This is a genomic window from Mesorhizobium sp. M0195, assembly GCF_040322115.1.
Classification (GTDB): Bacteria; Pseudomonadota; Alphaproteobacteria; order Rhizobiales; family Rhizobiaceae; genus Mesorhizobium.
The window spans coordinates 579,616-601,385 of the sequence record NZ_JAMYSV010000001.1; the positions used below are offsets into that span (position 1 = coordinate 579,616).

Here is a 21,770-nt window from a genome sequence, read left to right on the forward strand (position 1 = left end):
CGAAAAGGTGCATTACGACGTCGTCATCATCGGTGGAGCCATCGTCGGCTCGTCGGTTGCCTATTACCTGCGCGAGGAAGGGTTTTCGGGCTCGATTGCACTTGTCGAGCGCGACCCGCAATTTTCTCATGCGGCGACCACACTGTCCTGCGCCTCCATCCGCCAGCAGTTTTCGATCCCGGAAAACATCCGTCTGTCGCAGTTCACGCTGAAACTGTTCCGGCGGCTCAGGGAAGAGTTTGGCGCGGATGCCGATATCGGCTTTCGCGAAGGCGGTTATCTCATCCTTGCCGGCGAAAACGGGCTGCCTATCCTGCGGGCCAACCACGAAGCGCAGATGGCCGAGGGCGCCGACATCCTGCTCGAGGATGCGGAGGCGCTCGTCCGCCGCTTTCCGTGGCTGTCGGTCGAGGGCATTTCCGCCGGCGCCTATGGCCGCAGCGGCGAAGGCTGGTTCGACGCGCATGCGATGCTGATGCTGTTCCGCAAGGCACTGCGGACGAAGAACATCGATTTTATCACGGCGTCGGTGACGGGTATCGAGCGGCTAGGCGGCCGCGTCACTGGTGTATTTCTGGACAATGGCGAGCGGCTCGAGGCCGGCACCGTCGTCAACGCCGCCGGGCCGAATGCCGGCAAGGTGGCGGCAATGGCAGGGCTGGCGCTGCCGGTGGAGCCGCGCAAGCGCAACGTCTTCGTCTTCGAGGCGCGCGAGAAATATGAGGACATGCCGCTGCTGGTCGACCCGAGCGGCATCTATGTCCGGCCGGAGGGCTCGGTCTACATTACCGGTGGCGCCGAGCCGGAAGAGGGCGAAGGACCAGCCGATCCCGCCGACTTCGACCCCGACTGGCCGCTGTTCGAAGAGGTGATCTGGCCGGTGCTGGCGACCCGCATTCCAGCCTTCGAGGCGATCAAGCCGACGCGCGCCTGGGTCGGCCATTACGACTACAACACGCTCGACCAGAATGCGGTGATCGGCCCGCATCCCGAGGTCGGTAATTTCCTCTTCGCCAACGGGTTTTCCGGTCACGGCTTGCAGCAGGCTCCAGCGGTCGGCAAGGCGCTGGCCGAACTGATCGTGCATGGCGGCTATCGCACGGTGGATTGCTCGGCGTTCGGGTATAGCCGGATCGCCGATGGGCGGCCGTTTCGGGAATTGAATGTAATTTAACGCTAGCCCGAAAGGATGCTACCGTTGCTTGGTGGATTAAGCCGCCACCAAGCCGTCCGTACCAAGATACGCCTGAAGCCAGCCCAGCACCTGGGCCCAGCCTTCGGCATGCTTCGTCGCGGCAGCAGCGAGGCCGGCGAAGCCGCCATGGCAGATGGTGACGCGTGTGCCGCCGGCGATCGGCTCCAGCAGCCAGGCGACTTTGGTTTCGCGGCGGCCAAGCGTCGGATGGTCCCAGCCGTATCTCCGCGTCTGCACGATCCGGCGCGGCCCTTCGATCTCCAGGAATTCGCCGCTGGCGGGCAGGTGTCTGCCGGCCGCCGTCTCGACGGTGACGCTCCAGCGGCCGCCGACGTGGAGGTCGGCCGTCCATCCGGTCATCCGGTAGGTCGTGGCGGACCCCCACCAGCGCTCGACCTCGCGTGTAACGAGCGCGTCAAAGATCCGCTCGGGCGGCGCGCAAACATCGGCGCTCGCCATAACGGTCTTGCCATTGGTCATGCTGTGCACCGCGGCACTGTACATCGCCTGTCTCCAGAAACGTTTCGCTATCGAAACAACCTCACTTCGACGCCGGGCGCGACAGGCCTTTGCCGGTTTCGAGCAGGCTCTTCAGGCTGGACAGGATGAGCGGCCAGCCGTTCGCCACATGGCCAAGCAGCTTGTGCGGTCCATCGGCTTCGTGTGTGATGGCGAGCTTCACCATCTCGCCCTCCTGCTCGATGGCGAAGGTGCAGCGTGTGTAGCCGTCCGCCTTGACCTCGGGCATGAACTCGTTGCGCCATTTGAGCACGATGCGCTTGGGTGGATCGATCTCGAGGACGTCGCCGCTGTCGGTGACGCGGCCGTCGGTGTAAACCATCTTCCACGCCGAACCTTGTTTCCAGTCGCTTAGCATCTGCGCGCCGAGGAAATATTGCCGCTGGAACTCCGGCTCGGTCAGCGCTTGCCAGAGTTTTTCGGGCGAGGTGCGGATGTAGGTGACATAAACGAAAATGTTGCTCATCAGTCTTCCCTTTCGAGGCGTTTCTTCAAATCGCTGAGGGCGCCCAGTCGCCCCCGCTCGAATTTGCCGATCCAGCGTTCGGCGATCTCGTTGATGGGAACCGGATTCAGATAATGTTGCTTCTCGCGTCCCTTGCGGATGGTGATGACGAGGTTTGCTTCTTCCAGGATCGCCAGATGCTTGGTCACCGCCTGGCGCGTCATGTCCATCTCACCGCACAGCGCGTTCAGCGTCTGCCCGTTCCTTGCATGAAGGCTGTCCAGTAATCGCCGACGTGTCGGGTCGGCCAAGGCGCGAAAGACGGCATCCATGCTCATGACCCTAATATGCAACCATCTGGTTGCATGTCAAGAGGCAAAACCTTGGCCGAGGATGCGCAGGTTGAGGTCGCTGAAAGTGGATTTCAGCGCTTGCGGCCGAACCAGAATGCGTTGGGCATGCGCTCCATGCCGATACGCTCATAGAAGCCGACGGCGTCGGGCATGGAGATCAGGCTGATGGCGACCGACGGTCCGAGTTGCCGGCGTGCCTCGTCCATCAGACCCTTGCCGATACCCAGCCCTTGCGCCGATGCAGAAACAGCGAGCTCGGAGATATAGCAGACCCAGGAAAAGTCGGTGATGCCGCGAGCGACACCGACCAGCGGCTTGCCTTCTGTGTCGAGACGCGCGGTGAGCACCAAATTGGCCGCTGACAACATCGCCTTCAATCGAGTGTTGTCATCGACGGGCCGTGTCTCGCCGAGGCCGGATTCCACCAGCACGCGGCGGAACTCGGCGATGCCGAGGCCCGGTTCGCTGGCGTAAAGGATCGTGGATCGCGTTGTCATGTCGATAAAAGTGCACCATGGGCCGGTGGTTTTGAAGCGCTTTGTGTTTCGATCGACGACGGAAGTCCAGAAACAGCCGCCTTTTATTTGCCCGCGGCTTTGTGTAAACCGGGCGCCAGCAATTCCCCGCAACGAGAAGAAGACGGGCAAGAACCATGGAAAAATTCACCAAGCTCACCGGCGTCGCCGCGCCGATGCCGATCGTCAATGTCGACACCGACATGATCATCCCCAAGGATTATCTCAAGACGATCAAGCGCACCGGGCTCGGCACCGGCTTGTTCGCCGAGATGCGCTACAAGGACGACGGTTCGGAAAACCCGGACTTCGTGCTCAACAAGCCGGCCTACCGCAAGGCGCAGATCCTGGTCGCCGGCGACAATTTCGGCTGCGGTTCGAGCCGGGAACATGCGCCGTGGGCGCTGCTCGATTTCGGCATCCGCTGCGTCATCTCGACCTCGTTCGCCGACATTTTCTACAACAACTGCTTCAAGAACGGCATCCTGCCGATCACCGTCAGCGCTGAAGACCTGGAGAAGCTGATGGACGATGCCTCGCGCGGTTCCAACGCGACGCTGTCGGTCGATCTCGAGACCAAGGAAATCCGCGGGCCGGACGGCGGCGTGGTCAAGTTCGACCTCGACGAGTTCAAGCGCCACTGCCTGCTCAACGGGCTCGACGATATCGGTCTGACCATGGAGAAGGCCGGCGCCATCGCTTCGTTCGAGAAGAAGAATGCTGCTGAGCGCCCCTGGGCCTGAGCGGTACGATAACCTGGTCGCGACAGGCCGGGTTCGTGGCGGCTGAACGGAGGGGACAGTCATGACACGTTCGCTTCTTGCCGGGGCCTGCGCGCTGGCGTGGATTCTGATGCCGGTGGCAGGCGTGCATGCACAGACCGATATGGTGCTCGTGCCGGCTGACGATGCGTCCGGCGGGGCCGACCAGGGCGCGTTGAGCAATGCGGCCCTAGCCGACAATGACAAACAGGCGCCGATCCCGTTCGAGGGCGGCCAGCTGACCATCACCCAGGAGGAAGAGTACGGGGAACGGGTGCTCGCCTTCGACGGCAAGGAACTGGCGCGCAATTACGACGTATTCTTCGACAAGGTCGTCGAGGTCGGCGGTGTCAAGGTGGCGCTGGTCGATATCGGCGACGGCGGCAATCAATGCGGCCCGGCCAAGGTGATGGTGTGGAAGCCGGAAGGCGGCACGATCCAGACGACCACGGTCGAGCAGGATGAATGCGGCGCACCGCCGGCCGCGATCTCCGACAGCGCCATCTATTTCGTACCCTATCTTTTGCCGGGTGATTCCAAGCCGGCGCTGCAATGGTCGCCGACGGACGGGCTGACGACGTCCGGTAATCTGACCTACATGCCGGAGCCGGGCACCGACTGGAAAGACGTCGATCCGTCGAAATACGACAACATCATTGATGCCTTTCACAACGAGGCCGTCTACAGGCTAGCCGAGACGCTGCTCGGCAAGGACATGCCCGACATGGCGACCAGCCTGCTGGTCGGCGGCGGTACTGAGGAGACCGCTTCGGGCGCCTTTTTTGCCAGCGGCTGCGTACCGCATGACTGCGGCGGCAATGACGGTTTCATGGCCGTCGACCCGGTCAACCATAAGCTCTATTTTGCCCGCCGCGGCGACAAGCCCGAGCCGGACGCGTGGCCGGCGGTGAGTACATGGCCGGCCGACGTCAAGGAAGCGCTGGACAAGGCGCTGGGGTCGGCGAATTAAGGTTTCGACAAGGGGTCGCAACTGCGCATTCGTCATCCTCGGGCTTGACCCGAGGATCCATGCCGCGACCGTTGTCGGAAGGCGCGGCTGAGCAGAAAATTCTGCACCGTGGCAAAGCCCATGATGTCTCGGCATGGATCCTATGGTCTACGCTGCGTCGCTACGCTCCTTGCTCCGCCATAGGATGACGACGGATAGATGCTCCGGCCAATCTCCAAGGTTTGCGTCTTGCCGCCTCGTGACAACAATTTGCCTAGCTTGGCTCATGACCCGCCCGGCCCCCTCTGCTAGACGACGCTCAGCAACCCAACGAGGCCGCCCCATGCGAAAACTGATCTCCACCGGTTCGCCCTTCGAGAAGACCGCCGGCTATTCGCGCGCCGTGGTGCAGGGCGACTGGTGTTTCGTGTCCGGAACGACCGGCTACGATTATGCCACTATGACGATGCCGGAGACGGTCGAGGCGCAGACGCGTAATTGCCTCGCTACCATCGCCAAGGCATTGCAAGACGGCGGCTTCGAAATGGCCGATGTGGTGCGGGCACATTACTATATCACCGATGCGGCTTTCGTGGATGTGGTGTTCCCGATCCTCGGCGAGGCCTTTGGCGAGATCAGGCCGGCGGCAACGATGATCGTGTGCCAGCTCAACAAGCCGGAGATGAAGATCGAGATCGAGGTGACGGCGCTGCGGCGCACAGCCTGATGCCTGTCACGGTTGCGACAACGACACGGTTAGCACGAGGATCGGCCCATGGTGAAGGTCAGGCGCATCGTTGCAAACATAGACACGCAGGATATCGCGGCGGCAAAACCCTTCTATCAGGATGTGCTCGGCCTCGATCTCAAGATGGATATGGGCTGGATCGCTACCTACGGCTCGCAAGAGACGATGTCCGTGCAGGTCAGTTTCATGGCCGAAGGAGGGTCAGGAACGCCGGTGCCGGACATCTCTATCGAAGTCGACGACGTCGATGCCGCGCTTGAAAGCATGAGGACGGCCGGCTTTGCCATCGAATACGGTCCGGCGGACGAACCCTGGGGCGTGCGGCGCTTCTTCGTACGCGACCCGTTCGGCAGGCTGGTCAATATTCTTTCGCATCTGTAGGCGTTTTGGCTTGAGCATCGGATTCTGCCAAAACCGGTTTCCACTTTTGGGTCCGATGCTCTGAACCGCAGGGTTGCGCGCCGGCTGCTTGGCGTTTAGCAAGGCCGCGTTCATGCGCTAAACAATCGGGACGGTTCTCATGGCTTCGAAAAATCTTCTCCTGCTTGCCGGCGACGGCATCGGCCCCGAGGCGATGGGCGAGGTGAAGAAGCTGATCGCCGCCATGAACGACAGGCTCGGCAGCGATTTCGTCACCGATGAGGGCCTTGTCGGCGGCTGCGCCTATGACGCGCATGGCGCGGCGATCTCCGATGCCGACATGGCCAAGGCGATGGCCGCGGACGCAGTGCTGTTCGGCGCCGTCGGCGGACCGAAATGGGATGCGGTGCCTTACGAGGTGCGCCCGGAGGCGGGTCTGCTGCGGCTGCGCAAGGACATGGAGCTGTTTGCCAATCTCAGGCCGGCAATCTGCTATCCGGCGCTGGCGGCGTCCTCCTCGCTCAAGCAGGAGGTGGTCGAAGGGCTCGATATCCTCATCGTGCGCGAGCTCACCGGCGGCGTCTATTTCGGCGAGCCGAAGCAGATCATCGATCTCGGCAACGGCCAGAAGCGCGGCATCGACACCCAAGTCTACGATACGTTCGAGATCGAGCGCATTTCGGGCGTTGCCTTCGAGTTGGCACGCACGCGCAAGAACCACGTCACCTCGATGGAAAAGCGCAATGTGATGAAATCTGGCGTGCTGTGGAACGAGGTCGTCACCCAGACGCACAAGGCGCGCTATGCCGACGTCAAGCTCGATCACATGTTGGCCGATGCCGGCGGCATGCAGTTGGTGCGCTGGCCGAAGCAGTTCGACGTCATCGTCACCGACAATCTGTTCGGCGACATGCTGTCCGACATCGCCGCCATGCTGACCGGCTCGATCGGCATGCTGCCGTCCGCCTCTCTCGGCGCGCCGGATGCGAAGACAAAAAAGCGCAAGGCGCTCTACGAGCCGGTGCACGGCTCGGCACCCGACATCGCCGGCAAGGGCATCGCCAATCCGATCGCCATGATCGCCTCCTTCGCCATGTGCATGCGCTATTCCTTCGGCATGGTTGAAGAGGCCGACCGGCTGGAAGGCGCGATCGCCGCCGTTCTCGACCAGGGCTTGCGCACCAGGGATATTCATTCGCCGGGGATGACCGAGGTCGGCACCGCTGAGATGGGCGACGCGATCATCGCCAAGTTCCTGGGCTGATCCCGTGTCGGTCGACGTCCGCTGGGCGACGACCGAGGATGCCGCGGCACTCGCCGCCGCCATGCTTTGCGAAATGGCGGTGCATTACCGGCAGCCGCCACTCGACGCCAGCCAAGCCTTGTCGGCGGCGCAGAAATGGCTTGGCGACGAAAGTCCGGCCTATCCGCATTTTGCGCTCGCCTTCGTCGATGGTGAAGTTTGCGGGCTGGCCTCGGTTGCGATCGCGCATCCCGGCATCGATCTCGAGCGGCTGCTGTTCCTCAAGGACCTATTCGTACGCGATGATGCCCGCAATGGCGGTGTCGGTCGAGCGCTGATGGCATTCCTTGCCGGCCATTGCCTGCGCGAAGGCATCGGCCGCATCGACCTGACCACCGAGGACTGGAACGAGCGTGCGCTGCGCTTCTACGTCGGACTCGGCGCGGAGCGCCAGGGTCGGAAGGTCTTCCTCAGGCTTTCGAGCGAGACGCTGAAGGCGATCGCTAAACCCTGACGCCCGCCGGCACCGGCCCCCAAGGGTTTTCACTGACCTTGGATGGGATAAGCCCAAGCGCCAACAGACCCAGCGTGTTGAAGCCGGGAACGAAGTACAGCAAAACGAACCAGCCGCTCAGGCCGATGTCGTGCAGGCGTCGTACCATAAGGGCAAACCACGGCAGGACAGTCAGTAGCAGGAACACGAAGGCTGGCGCATAACCCAAAGCTCCAAATTCCAGGTCGCCTCTGACAGCTGTGATCGCTGCATTGATGAGGACGCCGAACGCAAGAAGCGCGAAGAACACGATCAGCGTGAGCAGAAAAAAGCCCCAAAATTCCTTGCGGCAGGCGCGGCCGGTGAAGCTGACATGTCTCACTTTGAATGCGCGCCAGAAATAAGCCCATAATCCGGTGGATTGGGCAGGTTCAACGCCGTTGGGAATGAGCTGCGGGATTCGGCAGCCCTTGGCCTTCCTGCAATGACGGCGCGCGCAGTCCCATCGTCCGGCTGGAACTCGACGGGTGCGCCTCTGACCAACGCCACGCCGGGACTCAGATCCTCATGCCCGACGATGTAACGCTTGCCGTCGGCTCCATTGATGTATCCGAAACCCTGATCCTGGTCATAATGATAAATCGCGCCGCGCATTGCTTGCCCCCAAATACTGTGCCGTACTGATACTATCCAAGGTTGTTTTCAATTGCAATATGCACGCATGACATGTGCGAATGGAGCGGCTGCGAGGCACGGCGCCGGCTAAACCCTGACGCCTGCCGGCACTGGACCCCACTGGTTTTCACGTGCCTGTGTCGGGATGAGCGCGAAGATCAGGATGATCACGGTGCCGAAGGTCGGGATCAGGAAAAGCAGGAAGAGCCAGCCGGTCAGGCCGATGTCGTGCAGCCGACGCACGTTCAGCCCGAACCACGGCAGGGCTGTCGCCAGCAGAAAGAGACCGAAAAGGCCGACCGTCACTGCCGGCAATTCACTGTTGTCGAGATTGCCCATGGCGTCGTCGATGAAGACGCCGATGCCTATGACCACAATCAGCGCGATCGTCCAGAACAGGCAATACCCCCAATATTCCTTGCGGCGGGCACGGCCGGCGAAGTTGAAGTAATTCTCGGTCAGACCCAGCCAGAAATAGTTCCACAGGCCGGCGGATTCGGCCGGACTTTGTTCAGCGGAACGGCCGAAATGCTGCGGCTGACGTGCCGCTGGCGCATTGCCAGCCTGAGACGGCACGGCGGTTGCAGTGGAGGCGTCGGCAGGCGCACTGCGAGGTTGGGCGCGGATCGAAAAAACATCGCGTGCCCGTCCGCCAGCCGGCTGGAATTCGACGGTAGTACCTCCGGCAATCGATGCTTCGCGGCGCAAATCTTCGCGCGCCAAAGTGTAGCGGTTGCCGTCGGCTCCGGTGATGAAACCAAAACCCTGGTCTTCGTCGTAATGAAGAACTTCGCCGCGCATGTCCTGCCCACCCCCGTTTCCCTGCCCCAGACTGTGCAAAGTTCCGGCAGACCGCAAGGGCGTGCGGAAATGGAGAGTGCTGGCTATTTACCCCGGCCGTTTCTTCGATTTCTTGTGTTTCGCAGGTCCACCTTCGAACTTCGCCTTGGCCGGTTTCCCGGCCCAGGGCTTCGTCTCGAATGCCGGGCGCTGGTCGGCCGGTGCGCGCTTCTCGAATTTGGGCGCATGCTGATCGAAGGTGCGCTTGCCGCGGTGCGGCTTCTTGTCGGGCCTTGGTTCCTGATAGCCGGCTCGCGACAAATCCGGCGTGGCGTCCAGCCGCTTGACCGCAATGTTGCCCTGCAGCTTGCGGTCGGGACCGATCGCAGCGAGGAAGCGCTCGGCCCAGTCCGCCGCGATCTGCACGAAGGTTTCCTCCGGCTGCATCTTGATCGCGCCTATCTCGCGCTTGGAAATGCCGCCTGTCCGGCACAGCATCGGGATCAGCCAGCGCGGCTCGGCGTTCTGCCGGCGTCCGACCGACAGCGAGAACCAGACGCTGTCGCCGAAATCGTCGCGGCGGCTCGGTGCCTCGTCGCGGCGGGCGGCTCTGTCGCCAGCGGGTCTGTCGCCCGACGGCGTGAACGGAGCGACGTCCAAGAGATCCTCGGGCGCCGAGCGGCTGGAGCGGCAGAGACGCACGAAGGCCGCCGCCACCAGTTCGGCGCCACGTTGGTCGAGAAGCGCGTTGACGAAGCCGCGCTCATCGTCCGTCACCGGCTCGCTGAAGACCGGGTCGGCGAGGATGCGTTCGTCGTCGCGGCGCAAGACGTCGTCGGCCGAAGGCGGGCTCGCCCACGTCGCCGCAAGGCCGGCGCTTTGCAGCAGGCGTTCGGTGCGCCTGCGGGCATTGTTGGGCACGATCAGCGCGCTGACGCCCTTGCGTCCTGCCCGTCCCGTCCGCCCGCTTCGGTGCAGGAGCGTCTCCGGGTTGGTCGGCAAGTCGGCGTGGACGACCAGTTCGAGGTTGGGCAGGTCGATGCCGCGTGCCGCGACGTCGGTGGCGATGCAGACTTTTGCGCGGCCGTCGCGCATCGCCTGCAGCGCGTGGCTGCGCTCGTTCTGGCTAAGCTCGCCGGACAGCGCCACGACGGAAAAGTTGCGGTTGTTGAAGCGCGCCGTCAGATGGTTGACGGCGGCGCGGGTGTTGCAGAACACCAATGCATTCTTCGCCTCGTAGTAGCGAAGCACGTTGATGATGGCGTTTTCGCGGTCCGCCTGAGCGACGCTCAGCGCCCGGTATTCGATGTCGAGATGCTGCTTCTCCTCGCCCGAGGCCGAGATGCGTACCGCATCGCGCTGGTAGCCCTTGGCCAGCGTGGCGATGGAGCGCGGCACAGTGGCGGAAAACATCAGCGTGCGGCGATCGGCGGGTGCCGCGTCAAGGATGAATTCCAGGTCCTCGCGAAAGCCGAGGTCGAGCATCTCGTCGGCCTCGTCGAGCACCACTGCCTTGAGCGCCGACATGTCGAGCGAGTTGCGGGTGATGTGGTCGCGCAGGCGGCCGGGCGTGCCGACGACGATGTGGGCGCCGCGCTCCAGCGCGCGCCGCTCGGTGCGCATGTCCATGCCGCCGACGCAGGAGGCTATCGCTGCCCCGGTCAGCTCGTAGAGCCATTCCAGCTCGCGCGTCACCTGCAGGGCCAGTTCCCGCGTCGGCGCGACGGCCAGTGCCATGGGTGCCGCCGCGTGGGAAAAGCGTTCCGCGCCGTCCAGAAGGGTCGGCGCCAAAGCCAGCCCAAAGGCGACGGTCTTGCCGGAGCCGGTCTGGGCCGAAACCAGCGCATCGGCCTGGCCAAGCTCGAGAACCGCTTTCTGCACCGGCGTCAGCTCGACATAGCCGCGTTTTTCCAGCGCCTTTGCCAGCGCGGGAACAATAGCTTCGAAATTGGACATCTTGCTCTTTCGAAATTCGGATTCTGAATACCCGGCGACGGGTAAATGTCGGCAAGCGCCACGGACGGGCGCCACGAGCCAGACGATACCCGTTCGTACTTGGTGCCGATGTCATTGTACAGGGCGGGCGGGTTGGCCTGCTTGCGATTGACTCTGGACGCAAACCGCGTAAAAGCCGGCACCGAACGGGATAGTTTCGATGCGCGGCCTTATGATGGCGCTCCTTGCATTCGACATCCCCGGCCCCAATGCGAACCATTGGGCCGGGTGCGTCGGTGCGTCTCCTCGTTCCAGCAAACCCACGTTGTTGCTCAAAAAAACCGGCAAAACGACCACCAAAACGGTCTGATTCCCTTGGCCTAACCACCCTCTCCCGGGTCCGGCCCGGGGGTTGAAACCCGCATCGGCCGGCGGGTTTTCTCCAGAAACCGAGCGGAGAGGGACAGGAGATTTCGATGAGTTTCAAGGTTGCGATCGTCGGCGCCACGGGCAATGTGGGCCGGGAAATGCTTAACATACTGGAGGAACGCGGCTTTCCGGTAAGCGAGGTGGTGGCGCTGGCCTCGCGGCGCAGCCAAGGCACGGAAGTGTCGTTCGGCGACCGCACGCTGAAGGTCAGGGCGCTCGACCAATATGATTTTTCAGACACCGACATCTGCATCATGTCGGCTGGCGGCAACGTCTCCAAGGAATGGTCGCCGAAGATCGGCAAGCAGGGCTGCGTCGTCATCGACAATTCGTCGGCCTTCCGTTACGACCAGGACGTGCCGCTGATCGTTCCGGAAGTGAACCCGGATGCGATCTCGCTGTTCACGCGCAAGAACATCATCGCCAACCCGAACTGCTCGACGGCGCAGCTGGTCGTGGCGCTGAAGCCGCTGCATGACGCTGCCACCATCAAGCGCGTCGTCGTCGCCACCTACCAGTCGGTCTCCGGCGCCGGCAAGGAAGGCATGGACGAATTGTTCACGCAGACGCGCGCGGTGTTCGTCGCCGACACCGTCGACGTCAAGAAGTTCACCAAGCGTATTGCCTTCAACGTCATCCCGCATATCGACGTCTTCCTCGACGACGGCTTCACCAAGGAAGAGTGGAAGATGGTGGCCGAGACCAAGAAGATGCTCGACCCCAAGATCAAGCTGACGGCGACCTGCGTGCGGGTGCCGGTGTTCATCGGTCATTCGGAAGCGGTCAACATCGAGTTCGAAAAGCCGATCACCGCCGATGAGGCGCGCGAGATCCTGCGCGAGGCGCCGGGCTGCCAGGTCATCGACAAGCGCGAGGACGGCGGCTACATCACGCCACTGGAATCGGCCGGCGAGGACGCCACCTTCATCTCGCGCATCCGCGAGGATTCGACCATCGACAACGGCCTTTCGATGTGGATCGTCTCCGACAATCTGCGCAAGGGCGCAGCACTCAATGCGGTTCAGATCGCCGAGCTGCTGGTCGAGCGCGGGCTGATACAGCCAAAGAAGAAGGCGGCGTAGTTTCGCTCACGGCCGTATCGCCGCTATCGCGGCTGGCCCTCCGCGGGGGCGCCGGAAGGCCGGCGGCCTGCGGTCGCAGGCTCGGCCTTCGGCCACGATTTTTGCTCAGCTTGCTTTTCGCTCACGGCCGTACCGCCGCTAACGCGGCTGGCCTTCGCGGGGCTCCGGACGACCGGCGGCCTGCGGTCGCAGGCACGGCCTTCGGCCGCGATTTTTGCTCAGCTTGCTTTTCGCTCACGGCCGTATCGCCGCTGCCGCGGCGGGCCCTCCGTGGGCGCGCCGGACGACCGGCGGCCTGCGGTCGCAGGCTCGGCCTTCGCGATCTCTGCTCAGCTTGCTTTTCGCTCACGGCCGTATCGCCGCTATCGCGGCTGGCCCTCCGCGGGGGCGCCGGAAGGCCGGCGGCCCGCAGTCGCGGGCTCGGCCTTCGGCCGTTAGCGCCCTTCTCCCCGCTCACGGGAGAGGTTCCGGCAGGAGGATGAGGGGCAGCGCAGGCGTCTCAATAGGCAGCAAGGCGCCGGCGTCACAGCCGGTTCTCCTCCGCTAGGTCCAACAGCAACTCCAGCGCCTCCTCCGCCCGGTCGGCGGGCACGAACAGGTGATCGTGGTAGAAGGCCGAGACCGGATTGACGCCGATGCCGGCCGCGGCCAGTCGTGCGGTGATGGCGGCGAGGAAGCCGATCGCGTCCAGCGACGAAATGGATGTTGAGCGTCAGCATCCGGCAGCGGAACACGGTTTTCAGTCCAGCGGCCTTGGCATGGTCGATCAGCGTCATGCCCTCGCGCTCGCGAAATAGCATCACCGGGTGAGCCTGTCGGGAACGGGCGCATCGGGTGGCAACGTGGTGAACACATGAACCCCGGCAAGCAATTCCGGCGTCATTGCCGCCGGCAACTGTTTCAGGTCGGTCTCTCCGGCCATCGATTGCTTTCGTTGTGCGACTAGGCGGCTGCTGCGTCGAGCGCTCGAAGACACTTCTATGGATTTTCGATAACGCCCTCCACCTCACCCCGCAAGGTGGACTTGGCCAGGTTCGTTGCTGACTTAACGTACACACCCAAAGTTCGCCGCTGGAGTGGAAAAACTGGAGGCATGTCGGATCGCCGTCACGGGCCGCGTCCTTGGTTCGAGCTGGCGGAGGAGCCAGTGCTCACAACGACCGGAGGGAACATCAATGACCATGTCTCAGGCAGCACCCGTCTCATCGCGTGCCTTGTGGGCCGGCCGCGTGCTCAGCGCCGTCGTCGTGCTGTTTATGATCTTCGACGGCGTGATCAAGCTACCGCCGCTCGAAATCGTCACCCAGACCATGGTGCAGCTCGGCTGGCCGGCCGATGCCAATGTCTCGCGCATGCTCGGCATCATCGGACTGGTCTCGACAGCGCTTTACGCGCTGCCGCGCACCTCGGTGCTCGGCGCCATCCTGCTCACCGCTTATCTCGGCGGCGCCGTCGCCACGCATGTGCGGATCGGCAGCCCTTTATTCTCGCACATACTGTTCGGCGTCTATCTCGGCGCCATCCTCTGGGGTGGCCTGTATCTGCGCGATCCAAGGGTGCGCGCGTTGTTCCCGTTCAGCCAATAGCGGCGACTTCGAAAGCCGTTCGATGGTGGCCACGCCGCCAGAGCGGGCGCGATCTGCCGCCGCTTTTCTACACTTTGGATCAAATCGAGTTGGATCAAATCGAGCGCTGCCGGGCGGCAGCCGATCTTCTTCTTTGGATCAAATCGCCTGGTTGCGAGTTAGGAGGTTCAGCGGCGAGGACGGCACCCTGTTGGAGAGGAACGACAATGAAAAAGGTGATGATCTTGATGGCCTTGCTGGTACCGCTCGGTGCCTGCTCCCGCACTGAGCAAGGCGCGGCAGTTGGTGGCCTGGGCGGTGCGGCGGTCGGCGCTGCGGTGGCCGGCAACCCAACCAAGGGCGCGGTGATCGGTGGTGCGGCCGGCGCTTTGGCCGGTGCGCTGATCGGCCGTGCCAGCGAAAGCGGCCAGTGCCGTTATCGCGATCGTAACGGTCGTGTGTACGTTGCGAGTTGCCCAGAGGGCTATTGATCGGGCCGCACCATGCGGACGAACAGCAAAACGGCGGGCAAGGCCCGCCGTTTCGTGGTTGTGGAGATGATTTATTCGGCGCTGGCGGCTTCCGCCTCGGCCGGCGCGGCTGCAGCGGCGGCAACGGCCGCGGCGGCATCTTCCTGCGCCTTCTTCAGCAAGGCTGCGCGCTCCTGCGCCTTCTTGCCGGGCTCGGCCTTCTTCGGGTTGGAGCGGGCTTCGCGCTTGGCGATGCCGGCTTCATCGAGGAAGCGCAGCACGCGGTCGGTCGGCTGGGCGCCATGCGACAGCCAATGCTTGACGCGCTCGGCGTCGACCTTGACGCGTTCGCCGTCCTTGGGCAGCAGCGGGTTCCACGAGCCTAGCGACTCGATGAAACGACCGTCACGCGGCGAACGCGCGTCGGCGACGACGACATGGTAATAGGGACGCTTCTTCGAGCCCGCACGGGCCAATCGGATTTTCAGTGGCATTTCTCTTCTCCTAAAAGCTCTGATTTGGTTGATCGGCTGGTGGCTGGTCCTCAGCCGGTTTTCGTCACGCCGTTGGATGCGGCGATCTGCTCGTGATGGCGGATCACTTCGCGGACGACGAAGTTCAGAAATTTCTCCGCGAAATCCGGGTCGAGATGGGCGTCCTTGGCCAGTTGGCGAAGACGGGCGATCTGCTCCTGCTCACGCGCCGGGTCGGCAGGCGGCAGGCCATGTTCCGCCTTCAGCACACCGACTGCCTTGGTGCAGCGGAAGCGCTCGGCCAGCATGTGGATCAGCGCCGCGTCGATGTTGTCGATCGAGGCGCGATAATTGGCCAGCGCCGCACGTGCGTCCGCCATGTCCTTCTCTTCGTTCATGGCGCCCTCACTTCTTCTTGCCGAGGCCATTCTTGCCAAGCATTGGCAGCCCGCCACCGCCCGGCAGGCCGGGAAGTTTCATGCCGCCGGGCAGCCCAGGCAGGCCACCGCCACCGGGAAGACCGCCGGGCAGGCCCTTCATGCCGCCGAGCCCGGCCGCCTGCGCCTGCTTCTGCAAGGCTTCGAGCTGCTTGGGGTCCATCTTGGAGAGATCCGGCATGCCGCCGCCCATCATGCCGCCTCCGGGACCGCCTGGGCCGCCAGGCATCATGCCGCCGAGCCCCATCTTGGAAGCGAGGCCGCCCATCATGCCGCGCATCAGGCCGCCGCCTTTGCCCTTGCCGCCCATCGCCTTCATCATGTCGGCCATGCCGCGATGCATCTTCAACAGTTTGTTGATTTCGGCCGCGTCGGTGCCCGAGCCGGCGGCGATGCGCTTCTTGCGCGAGTGCTTCAGAATATCGGGGTTGGCGCGCTCCGCCTTGGTCATCGACGAGATGATGGCGAGCTGGCGGCCGAACATCTTGTCGTCGAGACCGGCGGCGGCCATCTGATCCTTCATCTTGCCCATACCGGGCATCATCCCCATGATGCCCCCCATGCCGCCCATTTTCGACATTTGCTGAAGCTGGCCGGCGAGGTCGTTCAGGTCGAACTTGCCCGACTGCATCTTCCTGGCCATCGCCGCCGCCTGTTCGGCGTCGATGTTCTCGGCCGCCTTTTCGACGAGGCTGACGATGTCGCCCATGCCGAGGATGCGGTCGGCGATACGCTTGGGATGGAATTCCTCCAGCGCGTCCATTTTTTCGCCGGTGCCGATCAGCTTGATCGGCTTGCCGGTAACGGCGCGCATCGAGAGCGCCGCACCACCGCGGCCGTCGCCGTCCATGCGAGTCAGCACGAGGCCGGTGATGCCGACGCGCTCGTCGAAGCTTTTTGCCAGATTGACGGCGTCCTGGCCGGTCAGCGAATCAGCAACCAGCAGGATCTCGTGCGGCGACGACATCTTCTTGATGTCGGCCATCTCGACCATCAGCGGCTCGTCGATGTGGGTGCGGCCGGCAGTGTCGAGGATGACGACGTCATGGCCGCCGAGCTTGGCCGCCTGCACGGCGCGGCGGGCGATATCGACCGGCGTCTGGCCGGCGACGATCGGCAATGTGGCGACCTTGACCTGCTCGCCGAGCTGGCGGAGCTGCTCTTGCGCGGCGGGACGCCGCGTGTCGAGCGAGGCCATCAAAACCTTCTTGTTTTGACGGTCGGTGAGGCGCCTGGCGATCTTGGCCGAGGTCGTCGTCTTGCCGGAACCCTGCAAGCCGACCATCATGACGACGACCGGAGCCGGTGCATTGAGATCGATGGCGACGCCCTCGGCGCCGAGCATCTCGACCAATTCGTCATGGACGATCTTGACGACCATCTGGCCGGGCTTGATCGACTTGACCACGGCGGCGCCGACGGCCTTCTCGCGCACCTTGTCGGTGAAGGAACGCACCACTTCCAGGGCCACGTCGGCCTCGAGCAACGCACGGCGTACCTCGCGCAGCGCCGCCGAGACGTCAGCCTCCGACAAGGCGCCGCGGCCGGTGAGGCCGTTCAGGATCGAACCAAGGCGCTCTTGCAGGGACTCAAACATTGGTCAACCCACCGCGCGACAGCGCCTTGGATTGATTTTGATCCCTGTCGGGCCGATGGCCCTCCACGCCTCTTGTGCGTTCCTGTAGCGATTCAAACATTCTTTTTCCTTTTCCCTGGCACCCGGATGATGCCCGAGAGGTAATGCGTTCGCGCCAACTGTCCAAGCAAAAGCCGGTCCGGGCAAAAGCCCAAAGCCAAAAAGCACCCGGGGGCGCATAGCGCTGCCGGGTGTTGGCCTCCGGGATCGATTTACAGCACTTCACCTCAAGGAGGTTTCGGCGTCCCGGTCGGTTTGCTCGGAGGAATACTCGTCGCGGATTTCGCGGCGTGTAGACAGGAAATCGGCCGCAGAGTCAAGCTTTGGTCAGGCTTTGCGCCAAATATGCTCGGGCGGCAGGCAAGGCGCATCAGCGCACGCCGCCGGCGAGCGGCATATCCGGCTCGACCTTCAGCGGTGAGCGCGGATGCAAAAGCAACAGAACAGTCAACAGGGTGCTGACGATGCCGATCACGGCGATGAGGACGGCGTCTAAAGTCGTCCAGCCGGCGGATTCGAGCGGCTTGGCGTTGAACAGGGCGAAGGAATTATAGCTTTGCTGGTGCGAAATCAGCAGGAAACCGGTCAGATTGTTGCCGAGATGGGCGCCGAAGCCGGCACCGAGATTGCCGGTGGCATAGACCAGAAGGGTCAGCAACAGCGCAAAGGCGGCGATCGAGGCCAGCACGCAGGCATTGATGGCGGCGCTCGAACCTGGGCTCCAGTGCAGGGAGGTGAACAGCAATCCCGGCAGCAGCGCCCAGATGAAAGGGTTCTGGAACCGGCTCGCCAGGCCCCTGAGCAGATAACCGCGAAAAAGCATCTCCTCCGACGAGGTCTGCAGAAAGGTCAGGGTGGCGATCGGGATCAGGAACAAAAGCCACCAGGACAGGCCGATCGCGCCGCGCGCGATGTCGGGCTGCAAACCATAAAGCAGGATCTCGGAAAGCAGCGAGGTGATCAGCACCGCGGTCAACCCTTTCAGGAACCCCGCCCAAGAAATGCGCCGGCTGACGCCAATCAGGGCGGTCAGCTTTTCGCGATGGATCCAGCCCATTGCAGCCCAAAGGCCGAGCCAGATTCCGGCAAATGAAGCCAGCGCCGCGAGGATGCCCGCAGGAGAGGCCATGAAATCCTGCACCGCTCCTCCACCTGGCGGGGCGGTGCCAGATGACGCCTGCCAAACGGCAAAGGCATATGTGCCGCCGAACAGCACGGCGGCAGTGGTTCCGAGCCAGAACAGGATGACGACCACCGCTCCAAGCAGAAGCCGCGGCAAAGTGGTCTTGTTGTTGGTGGTGTGCCGGTACTGTTGGAAGGCGGTTGGGTCGATCGTCACGCGGGCTCGCTGGCTGGTGCTTCGGCTCGCAAGGTCTAGAACATCGGCCGCAATGTGGAAACCGGTATTGCAGCGGCAGTACCGGCTTGTGGCAATGTCGGCAGTGCGAGCGGCCGCCGCTATACGGTGACCGCCCTGTTTGTATTGTCAGCGCTCGACGTACATGATGCGCCTGGTGCCTGGATCGACCAGTGCCGGCTGGCCGTTCACATAGACATAGCGGTAATCATAGTCCGGAATCTCGCGCAGCTCGACGGTGTCAGGCAACGTCGCGCCGGTCACCACCTCGCCCTCGAGATAGACCGGTTCGAGCCGATGCGTACGGACATAGGTGCGGATCTCGGCCGGCGGTCTGCGGATAGGCTCGATCGCCTCGCCGGCAACGATCGCTCCGGTATAGGTGTCGGAATATTCGGCGCTATCGGCAGGCGGCGTCACGACGGCAATGTCAGCGCTGGCCGGACGCTGTGTCAGGACCACACGGCTGCCGCCGAAATCGGCCGTCACATAGTCGGAATAGACCCAGCCCTGGCCGTTGGCCTCGGCGATGGTGCACCATTTGCTGTTGGCGATGCAGCCGTCGAGCGTCGCCGACTGGCCGGCCGCGAGCACACCGATGACCGGATATTGCGGGCCGGGGCCGGCGCGTACATTGAGATCGGTGATGGCCGAGACGGCGGTGTCGGCCAAAGCAGAGCCCGACATCGCTATGAGCGCTCCGGCCATCGCCGGAAACAATATGCGTTTCATGGTTTTCTCTCCGTTTCACAGTCCCTCGGGACCGAAAACGAAGCAAAGCCGCATGCGTTCCGGCTAAAAGGCTTCGGCCGGCTCACGATTTGTTCCAGTCGTTTTCGGCAGGTCGGTCAAAAGCTCGTGAACAAAAGCAAGTTTTTGCGCCGCCACGTCCGAGATGACGAAGGGATAGAGATCGGGCAGGCCCATACAGCGGTTGATCGAGTTGGACGCCTCCGACAGCACCAGCCAGCGCTCGAGAATCCTTTCGAAGGGCTCTGGCCTGGGGGCGGGTTCCGATGGTGCCGGCTGCAACTTGCCGCCGGTATCGGCGCGCGGCAGCTCGTTGGCTTCAACGGTCTCCAACCGGCCGAGCGGGAAATTCAGGGCATGCACCATCTCCAGCGTGTCGGTGATGTGCATGTGATGCGCCCATGTCTCGGCCCAGTCCTCCCATGGGTGCGACGTCGCATAGGCGGAGATATGGCGCTGCTGCCAGTCGGGCGGCGCGCCATCGGCATAATAGGTCTTCAGCGCCTGTTCGTAATCGGCGCGCTCGTCGCCGAACAAAGCGCGAAAACCGGCAAGCCTTTGCGGATCGTCGCGGATCAGGCGGTCCCAGTAATAATGGCCGAGTTCATGGCGGAAATGGCCGAGCAGCGTGCGGTAGTTCTCGCCCATCTCGACGCGCCGTCGCTCGCGCTCTGCCGAATCCGCCTCGGCGACGTTGAGCGTGATCCGGCCGTTGTCGTGGCCGGTCAAGATACGCTCGCCGCCGGGACCGCCGCCGATCGGATCGGCAAGAAAATCGAAAGCGAGGCCGATCTCGTCGCCGGGATTCTGCTTGGGTGCGACTGGCAGGCCGAAGGCGAGCAGCGAATACACGGCACGCTTCTTTGCCGCCTCGACACGGATCCAGCGGCGGCGGTTGCCGTCGACCGACAGATCCGGGATCAGCTGGTTCAGCGCACAGGCGCGGCAGAAGGCGTGGCCGGGCTCAGCCATCCAGTTGCAGGCGCATTCGTCGGCATTGGTGCAATGGAAGACGTCGCCGCCGGACAGCGCGAAGCACGCATGCTCGGGATCGTAGAGCACGAGGCTGGCGCAGTTCAGGCATTGCGCGTTCTCGAAATAGAGACGATGGCCGCAATGCGGGCAGTCGAAAAGCTTCATTGGCGTCTCAAATCATTCGAAATGCGAAGGACAATACGAGCAGGAGAACGCCAAACGCCTGTCAGCTGCCCACGTTCCTGCCGGCCGACGCTATTTTGCCGCAAGCTGGGCGACGACCTCCTTGGCCACCGCCGCGCCCGATAGCCTGGCGCCGCCGCACGTCTGCATCAGCGGACCGGCCAAATGCTCGCCGGCGAAGAAGATCTTTTCCGCCACCGGCTGCATCAGCGTGGCGCGCGCTTGCGAGCGGCCTGGCCGCGCCGCCGCATAGGCGCCGCGCACGAACCGCTCAGCGCCCCAATTGGTCATCATCGCGCGTCCGACATGTTTTCGCACGTCGCCGCCAAAGATGCCGCAGAGCCGGTCGACGACGAAGTCGATGCCGGCCGCCTCGCCCGCCGACGACATCTCCCAGGCGAAATCGCCGCCGACGAAACCGACCATCAGATCGAGGTCGAAGGGAAAGCAGAGGAAGTAGATGTCGTGTCTGGCCAGCCGCTCGATCAGCAAATCGTCGAACGGCTCCAGGCCGAGCCTTGTACCGGATATTTCGACCGGCAGCTTGGTCAGCATGCCCATCGGCAGGTCGAAGAAGGCGGCGAAATGCGCGTCGGGGAGTGCAGGCGAGAACGCAATCTCCTCGAAGGCGAGCACTGCCGGCGAGGCGGTGACGATAACCGCCTTGGCGCAGATGGTACCGCGATCGGTGACGCAGGCTACGCCCGGCCCATCCCAGACGATCTTGCGCACCGGCGTCGACAGTTCCACCGGCACATCGGCGCCGAAGCGCGCAACCAGCGTACCGAAGCCTTCCCTGGTGAAATAGTTCGGATCGAGATCGGCGGCGGCCTGAAAGTCGCGGATCGATATCTCGTCCTCGTCGGCGCCGAAATCCATCGGCCCGGCGAAGGTTGCGGCGGCGCGCGGCGCGTGTCCCTTGGCGAGCAATGCCGAAAGACGGTCGTCGTCGCCTTCCCTCACCTGATGTGCCGCCACCAGTTCGAACAGCCTTGCGTCGGCCACCTTCATCGCCGCCTCTTCGGCTTCGCTTGCCTTTCGCTCGCGGTAGTAGAGATGATCGACATCCATGTCGTGATGGTGAAGCGTCCAGGCGGCGGCTTTCGCCTCGGGAAAATAGGGATTGCGGTCCGCGGCATGCAACCAGGCGCAGCCGATGTCGAACGGCACGCCGAAATGCTGATCGCTGGTCCAGGCGCGGCCGCCAATGCGGTTCATCGCTTCCAACAATTTGAAGGAAAAACCGGCAGCGCGCAGGGTCTTGGCAGCCGAAAGCCCGGCTGAACCGGCGCCGATGATCACGACATCAACGTCTTCCATGCTTATTCTGCCCCCGCCACAATAATTACTTGATCGTAGGCAAATTCCCGGGCGTCCGCCAGTGTGGTGGATTTGAGGTTCCTGCTGTATTGAGTGCATCGGCGTGGCGCCGGGGCAGTGAC

At 63.3% G+C, this 21,770-nt stretch carries 25 protein-coding genes and 1 pseudogene; 10 read left to right on the top strand and 16 right to left on the bottom strand.

The genetic code is table 11. The features are described from left to right. The first annotated feature begins 7 nt into the window (after positions 1 to 7). The gene (locus tag NKJ12_RS02895) at positions 8 to 1,174 is read left to right on the top strand and encodes an NAD(P)/FAD-dependent oxidoreductase (RefSeq protein WP_352701208.1); all 1,167 of its coding nucleotides are present in this window, start codon (positions 8 to 10) and stop codon (positions 1,172 to 1,174) included. Positions 1,175 to 1,210: 36 nt separating this feature from the next. Here NKJ12_RS02895 and NKJ12_RS02900 read toward each other — a convergent pair whose 3' ends face one another. The 4 genes from NKJ12_RS02900 to NKJ12_RS02915 all read right to left on the bottom strand — a co-directional run bounded on the left by NKJ12_RS02900 (position 1,211) and on the right by NKJ12_RS02915 (position 3,009). After that, the gene (locus tag NKJ12_RS02900; RefSeq protein ID WP_352701209.1) at positions 1,211 to 1,699 is read right to left on the bottom strand and encodes an SRPBCC family protein; all 489 of its coding nucleotides are present in this window, start codon (positions 1,697 to 1,699) and stop codon (positions 1,211 to 1,213) included. Positions 1,700 to 1,736: 37 nt separating this feature from the next. Beyond that, positions 1,737 to 2,180, bottom strand: coding sequence for an SRPBCC family protein (locus NKJ12_RS02905; RefSeq protein WP_352701210.1), 444 nt, complete (start codon positions 2,178 to 2,180; stop codon positions 1,737 to 1,739). Beyond that, complete coding sequence (locus NKJ12_RS02910; protein ID WP_352507368.1) at positions 2,180 to 2,491, bottom strand: ArsR/SmtB family transcription factor; 312 nt, start codon at positions 2,489 to 2,491, stop codon at positions 2,180 to 2,182. The genes NKJ12_RS02905 and NKJ12_RS02910 overlap by 1 nt, the downstream gene beginning before the upstream one ends. A gap of 92 nt (positions 2,492 to 2,583) precedes the next feature. Next, a complete protein-coding gene (locus NKJ12_RS02915) occupies positions 2,584 to 3,009 on the bottom strand; it encodes a GNAT family N-acetyltransferase (RefSeq protein WP_352479709.1) in 426 nt (141 codons plus the stop codon). 155 nt (positions 3,010 to 3,164) lie between these two features. Between NKJ12_RS02915 and leuD the strand changes: the two genes are divergently transcribed. From leuD to NKJ12_RS02945, 6 genes are all read left to right on the top strand, one after another. After that, on the top strand, positions 3,165 to 3,770 hold the full coding sequence (leuD, locus tag NKJ12_RS02920) for a 3-isopropylmalate dehydratase small subunit (protein ID WP_254817902.1): 606 nt from the start codon (positions 3,165 to 3,167) through the stop codon (positions 3,768 to 3,770). Positions 3,771 to 3,831: 61 nt separating this feature from the next. Continuing rightward, positions 3,832 to 4,758: an Ivy family c-type lysozyme inhibitor gene (locus NKJ12_RS02925; RefSeq protein WP_352701211.1), complete on the top strand. Its 927-nt coding sequence runs from the start codon at positions 3,832 to 3,834 to the stop codon at positions 4,756 to 4,758. Positions 4,759 to 5,080: 322 nt separating this feature from the next. Next, positions 5,081 to 5,464, top strand: coding sequence for a RidA family protein (locus NKJ12_RS02930; protein WP_254817900.1), 384 nt, complete (start codon positions 5,081 to 5,083; stop codon positions 5,462 to 5,464). Between the two features lie 51 nt (positions 5,465 to 5,515). Continuing rightward, on the top strand, positions 5,516 to 5,866 hold the full coding sequence (locus NKJ12_RS02935; RefSeq protein WP_352570210.1) for a VOC family protein: 351 nt from the start codon (positions 5,516 to 5,518) through the stop codon (positions 5,864 to 5,866). Positions 5,867 to 6,005: 139 nt separating this feature from the next. After that, positions 6,006 to 7,109 carry a 3-isopropylmalate dehydrogenase gene (gene leuB / locus NKJ12_RS02940; RefSeq protein WP_352701212.1) on the top strand — a complete coding sequence of 368 codons (1,104 nt, stop codon included), beginning with the start codon at positions 6,006 to 6,008 and terminating at the stop codon, positions 7,107 to 7,109. Between the two features lie 4 nt (positions 7,110 to 7,113). Next, positions 7,114 to 7,602 (top strand): GNAT family N-acetyltransferase, encoded by a 489-nt coding sequence (locus NKJ12_RS02945; RefSeq protein ID WP_352701213.1) that lies wholly within the window; start codon positions 7,114 to 7,116, stop codon positions 7,600 to 7,602. On the opposite strand, the gene NKJ12_RS02950 is transcribed toward NKJ12_RS02945, so the two are convergent. The 4 genes from NKJ12_RS02950 to NKJ12_RS02965 form a co-directional block, all read right to left on the bottom strand. Next, a complete protein-coding gene (locus NKJ12_RS02950) occupies positions 7,592 to 7,963 on the bottom strand; it encodes a DUF805 domain-containing protein (protein ID WP_352701214.1) in 372 nt (123 codons plus the stop codon). The two genes, NKJ12_RS02945 and NKJ12_RS02950, sit on opposite strands and share 11 nt — an antisense overlap. Continuing rightward, on the bottom strand, positions 7,960 to 8,235 hold the full coding sequence (locus tag NKJ12_RS02955) for a hypothetical protein (protein ID WP_352701215.1): 276 nt from the start codon (positions 8,233 to 8,235) through the stop codon (positions 7,960 to 7,962). Before NKJ12_RS02955 ends, NKJ12_RS02950 begins: the two co-directional genes overlap by 4 nt. Before the next feature lie 108 nt (positions 8,236 to 8,343). Next, positions 8,344 to 9,057, bottom strand: coding sequence for a DUF805 domain-containing protein (locus NKJ12_RS02960; RefSeq protein WP_352701216.1), 714 nt, complete (start codon positions 9,055 to 9,057; stop codon positions 8,344 to 8,346). 87 nt (positions 9,058 to 9,144) lie between these two features. Then, positions 9,145 to 10,992: a DEAD/DEAH box helicase gene (locus NKJ12_RS02965; RefSeq protein ID WP_352701217.1), complete on the bottom strand. Its 1,848-nt coding sequence runs from the start codon at positions 10,990 to 10,992 to the stop codon at positions 9,145 to 9,147. A gap of 455 nt (positions 10,993 to 11,447) precedes the next feature. Here NKJ12_RS02965 and NKJ12_RS02970 point away from each other — a divergent pair, with 455 nt between their 5' ends. Next, positions 11,448 to 12,482: an aspartate-semialdehyde dehydrogenase gene (locus NKJ12_RS02970; RefSeq protein ID WP_352479700.1), complete on the top strand. Its 1,035-nt coding sequence runs from the start codon at positions 11,448 to 11,450 to the stop codon at positions 12,480 to 12,482. 523 nt (positions 12,483 to 13,005) lie between these two features. Here the strand turns inward: NKJ12_RS02970 and NKJ12_RS02975 are convergent. Beyond that, positions 13,006 to 13,404: pseudogene (locus tag NKJ12_RS02975) on the bottom strand (ACT domain-containing protein). A 253-nt stretch (positions 13,405 to 13,657) separates the two neighbouring features. On the opposite strand from NKJ12_RS02975, the gene NKJ12_RS02980 reads away from it, so the two are divergent. After that, positions 13,658 to 14,068 carry a DoxX family protein gene (locus NKJ12_RS02980; RefSeq protein WP_352507359.1) on the top strand — a complete coding sequence of 137 codons (411 nt, stop codon included), beginning with the start codon at positions 13,658 to 13,660 and terminating at the stop codon, positions 14,066 to 14,068. Between the two features lie 206 nt (positions 14,069 to 14,274). Continuing rightward, positions 14,275 to 14,538: a YMGG-like glycine zipper-containing protein gene (locus NKJ12_RS02985; protein WP_023680734.1), complete on the top strand. Its 264-nt coding sequence runs from the start codon at positions 14,275 to 14,277 to the stop codon at positions 14,536 to 14,538. A 71-nt stretch (positions 14,539 to 14,609) separates the two neighbouring features. Here NKJ12_RS02985 and rpsP read toward each other — a convergent pair whose 3' ends face one another. The 7 genes from rpsP to NKJ12_RS03020 form a co-directional block, all read right to left on the bottom strand. Next, positions 14,610 to 15,011, bottom strand: coding sequence for a 30S ribosomal protein S16 (rpsP, locus tag NKJ12_RS02990; RefSeq protein WP_254817891.1), 402 nt, complete (start codon positions 15,009 to 15,011; stop codon positions 14,610 to 14,612). 50 nt (positions 15,012 to 15,061) lie between these two features. Continuing rightward, the gene (locus NKJ12_RS02995) at positions 15,062 to 15,388 is read right to left on the bottom strand and encodes a chorismate mutase (RefSeq protein ID WP_254817890.1); all 327 of its coding nucleotides are present in this window, start codon (positions 15,386 to 15,388) and stop codon (positions 15,062 to 15,064) included. A gap of 7 nt (positions 15,389 to 15,395) precedes the next feature. Continuing rightward, entirely contained in the window at positions 15,396 to 17,024 is a 1,629-nt protein-coding gene (gene ffh, locus NKJ12_RS03000) for a signal recognition particle protein (protein WP_352701218.1), read from the bottom strand. A 409-nt stretch (positions 17,025 to 17,433) separates the two neighbouring features. Continuing rightward, positions 17,434 to 18,402, bottom strand: a complete 969-nt coding sequence (locus NKJ12_RS03005) for a CPBP family intramembrane glutamic endopeptidase (RefSeq protein WP_352701219.1) — start codon at positions 18,400 to 18,402, stop codon at positions 17,434 to 17,436. Between the two features lie 147 nt (positions 18,403 to 18,549). After that, a complete protein-coding gene (locus NKJ12_RS03010) occupies positions 18,550 to 19,152 on the bottom strand; it encodes a DUF1236 domain-containing protein (protein WP_352701221.1) in 603 nt (200 codons plus the stop codon). Between the two features lie 63 nt (positions 19,153 to 19,215). Continuing rightward, the gene (locus NKJ12_RS03015; protein ID WP_352701222.1) at positions 19,216 to 20,310 is read right to left on the bottom strand and encodes a zinc-binding metallopeptidase family protein; all 1,095 of its coding nucleotides are present in this window, start codon (positions 20,308 to 20,310) and stop codon (positions 19,216 to 19,218) included. Positions 20,311 to 20,400: 90 nt separating this feature from the next. Then, positions 20,401 to 21,648 (bottom strand): flavin monoamine oxidase family protein, encoded by a 1,248-nt coding sequence (locus NKJ12_RS03020; RefSeq protein ID WP_352701223.1) that lies wholly within the window; start codon positions 21,646 to 21,648, stop codon positions 20,401 to 20,403. Positions 21,649 to 21,770 lie beyond the last annotated feature (122 nt).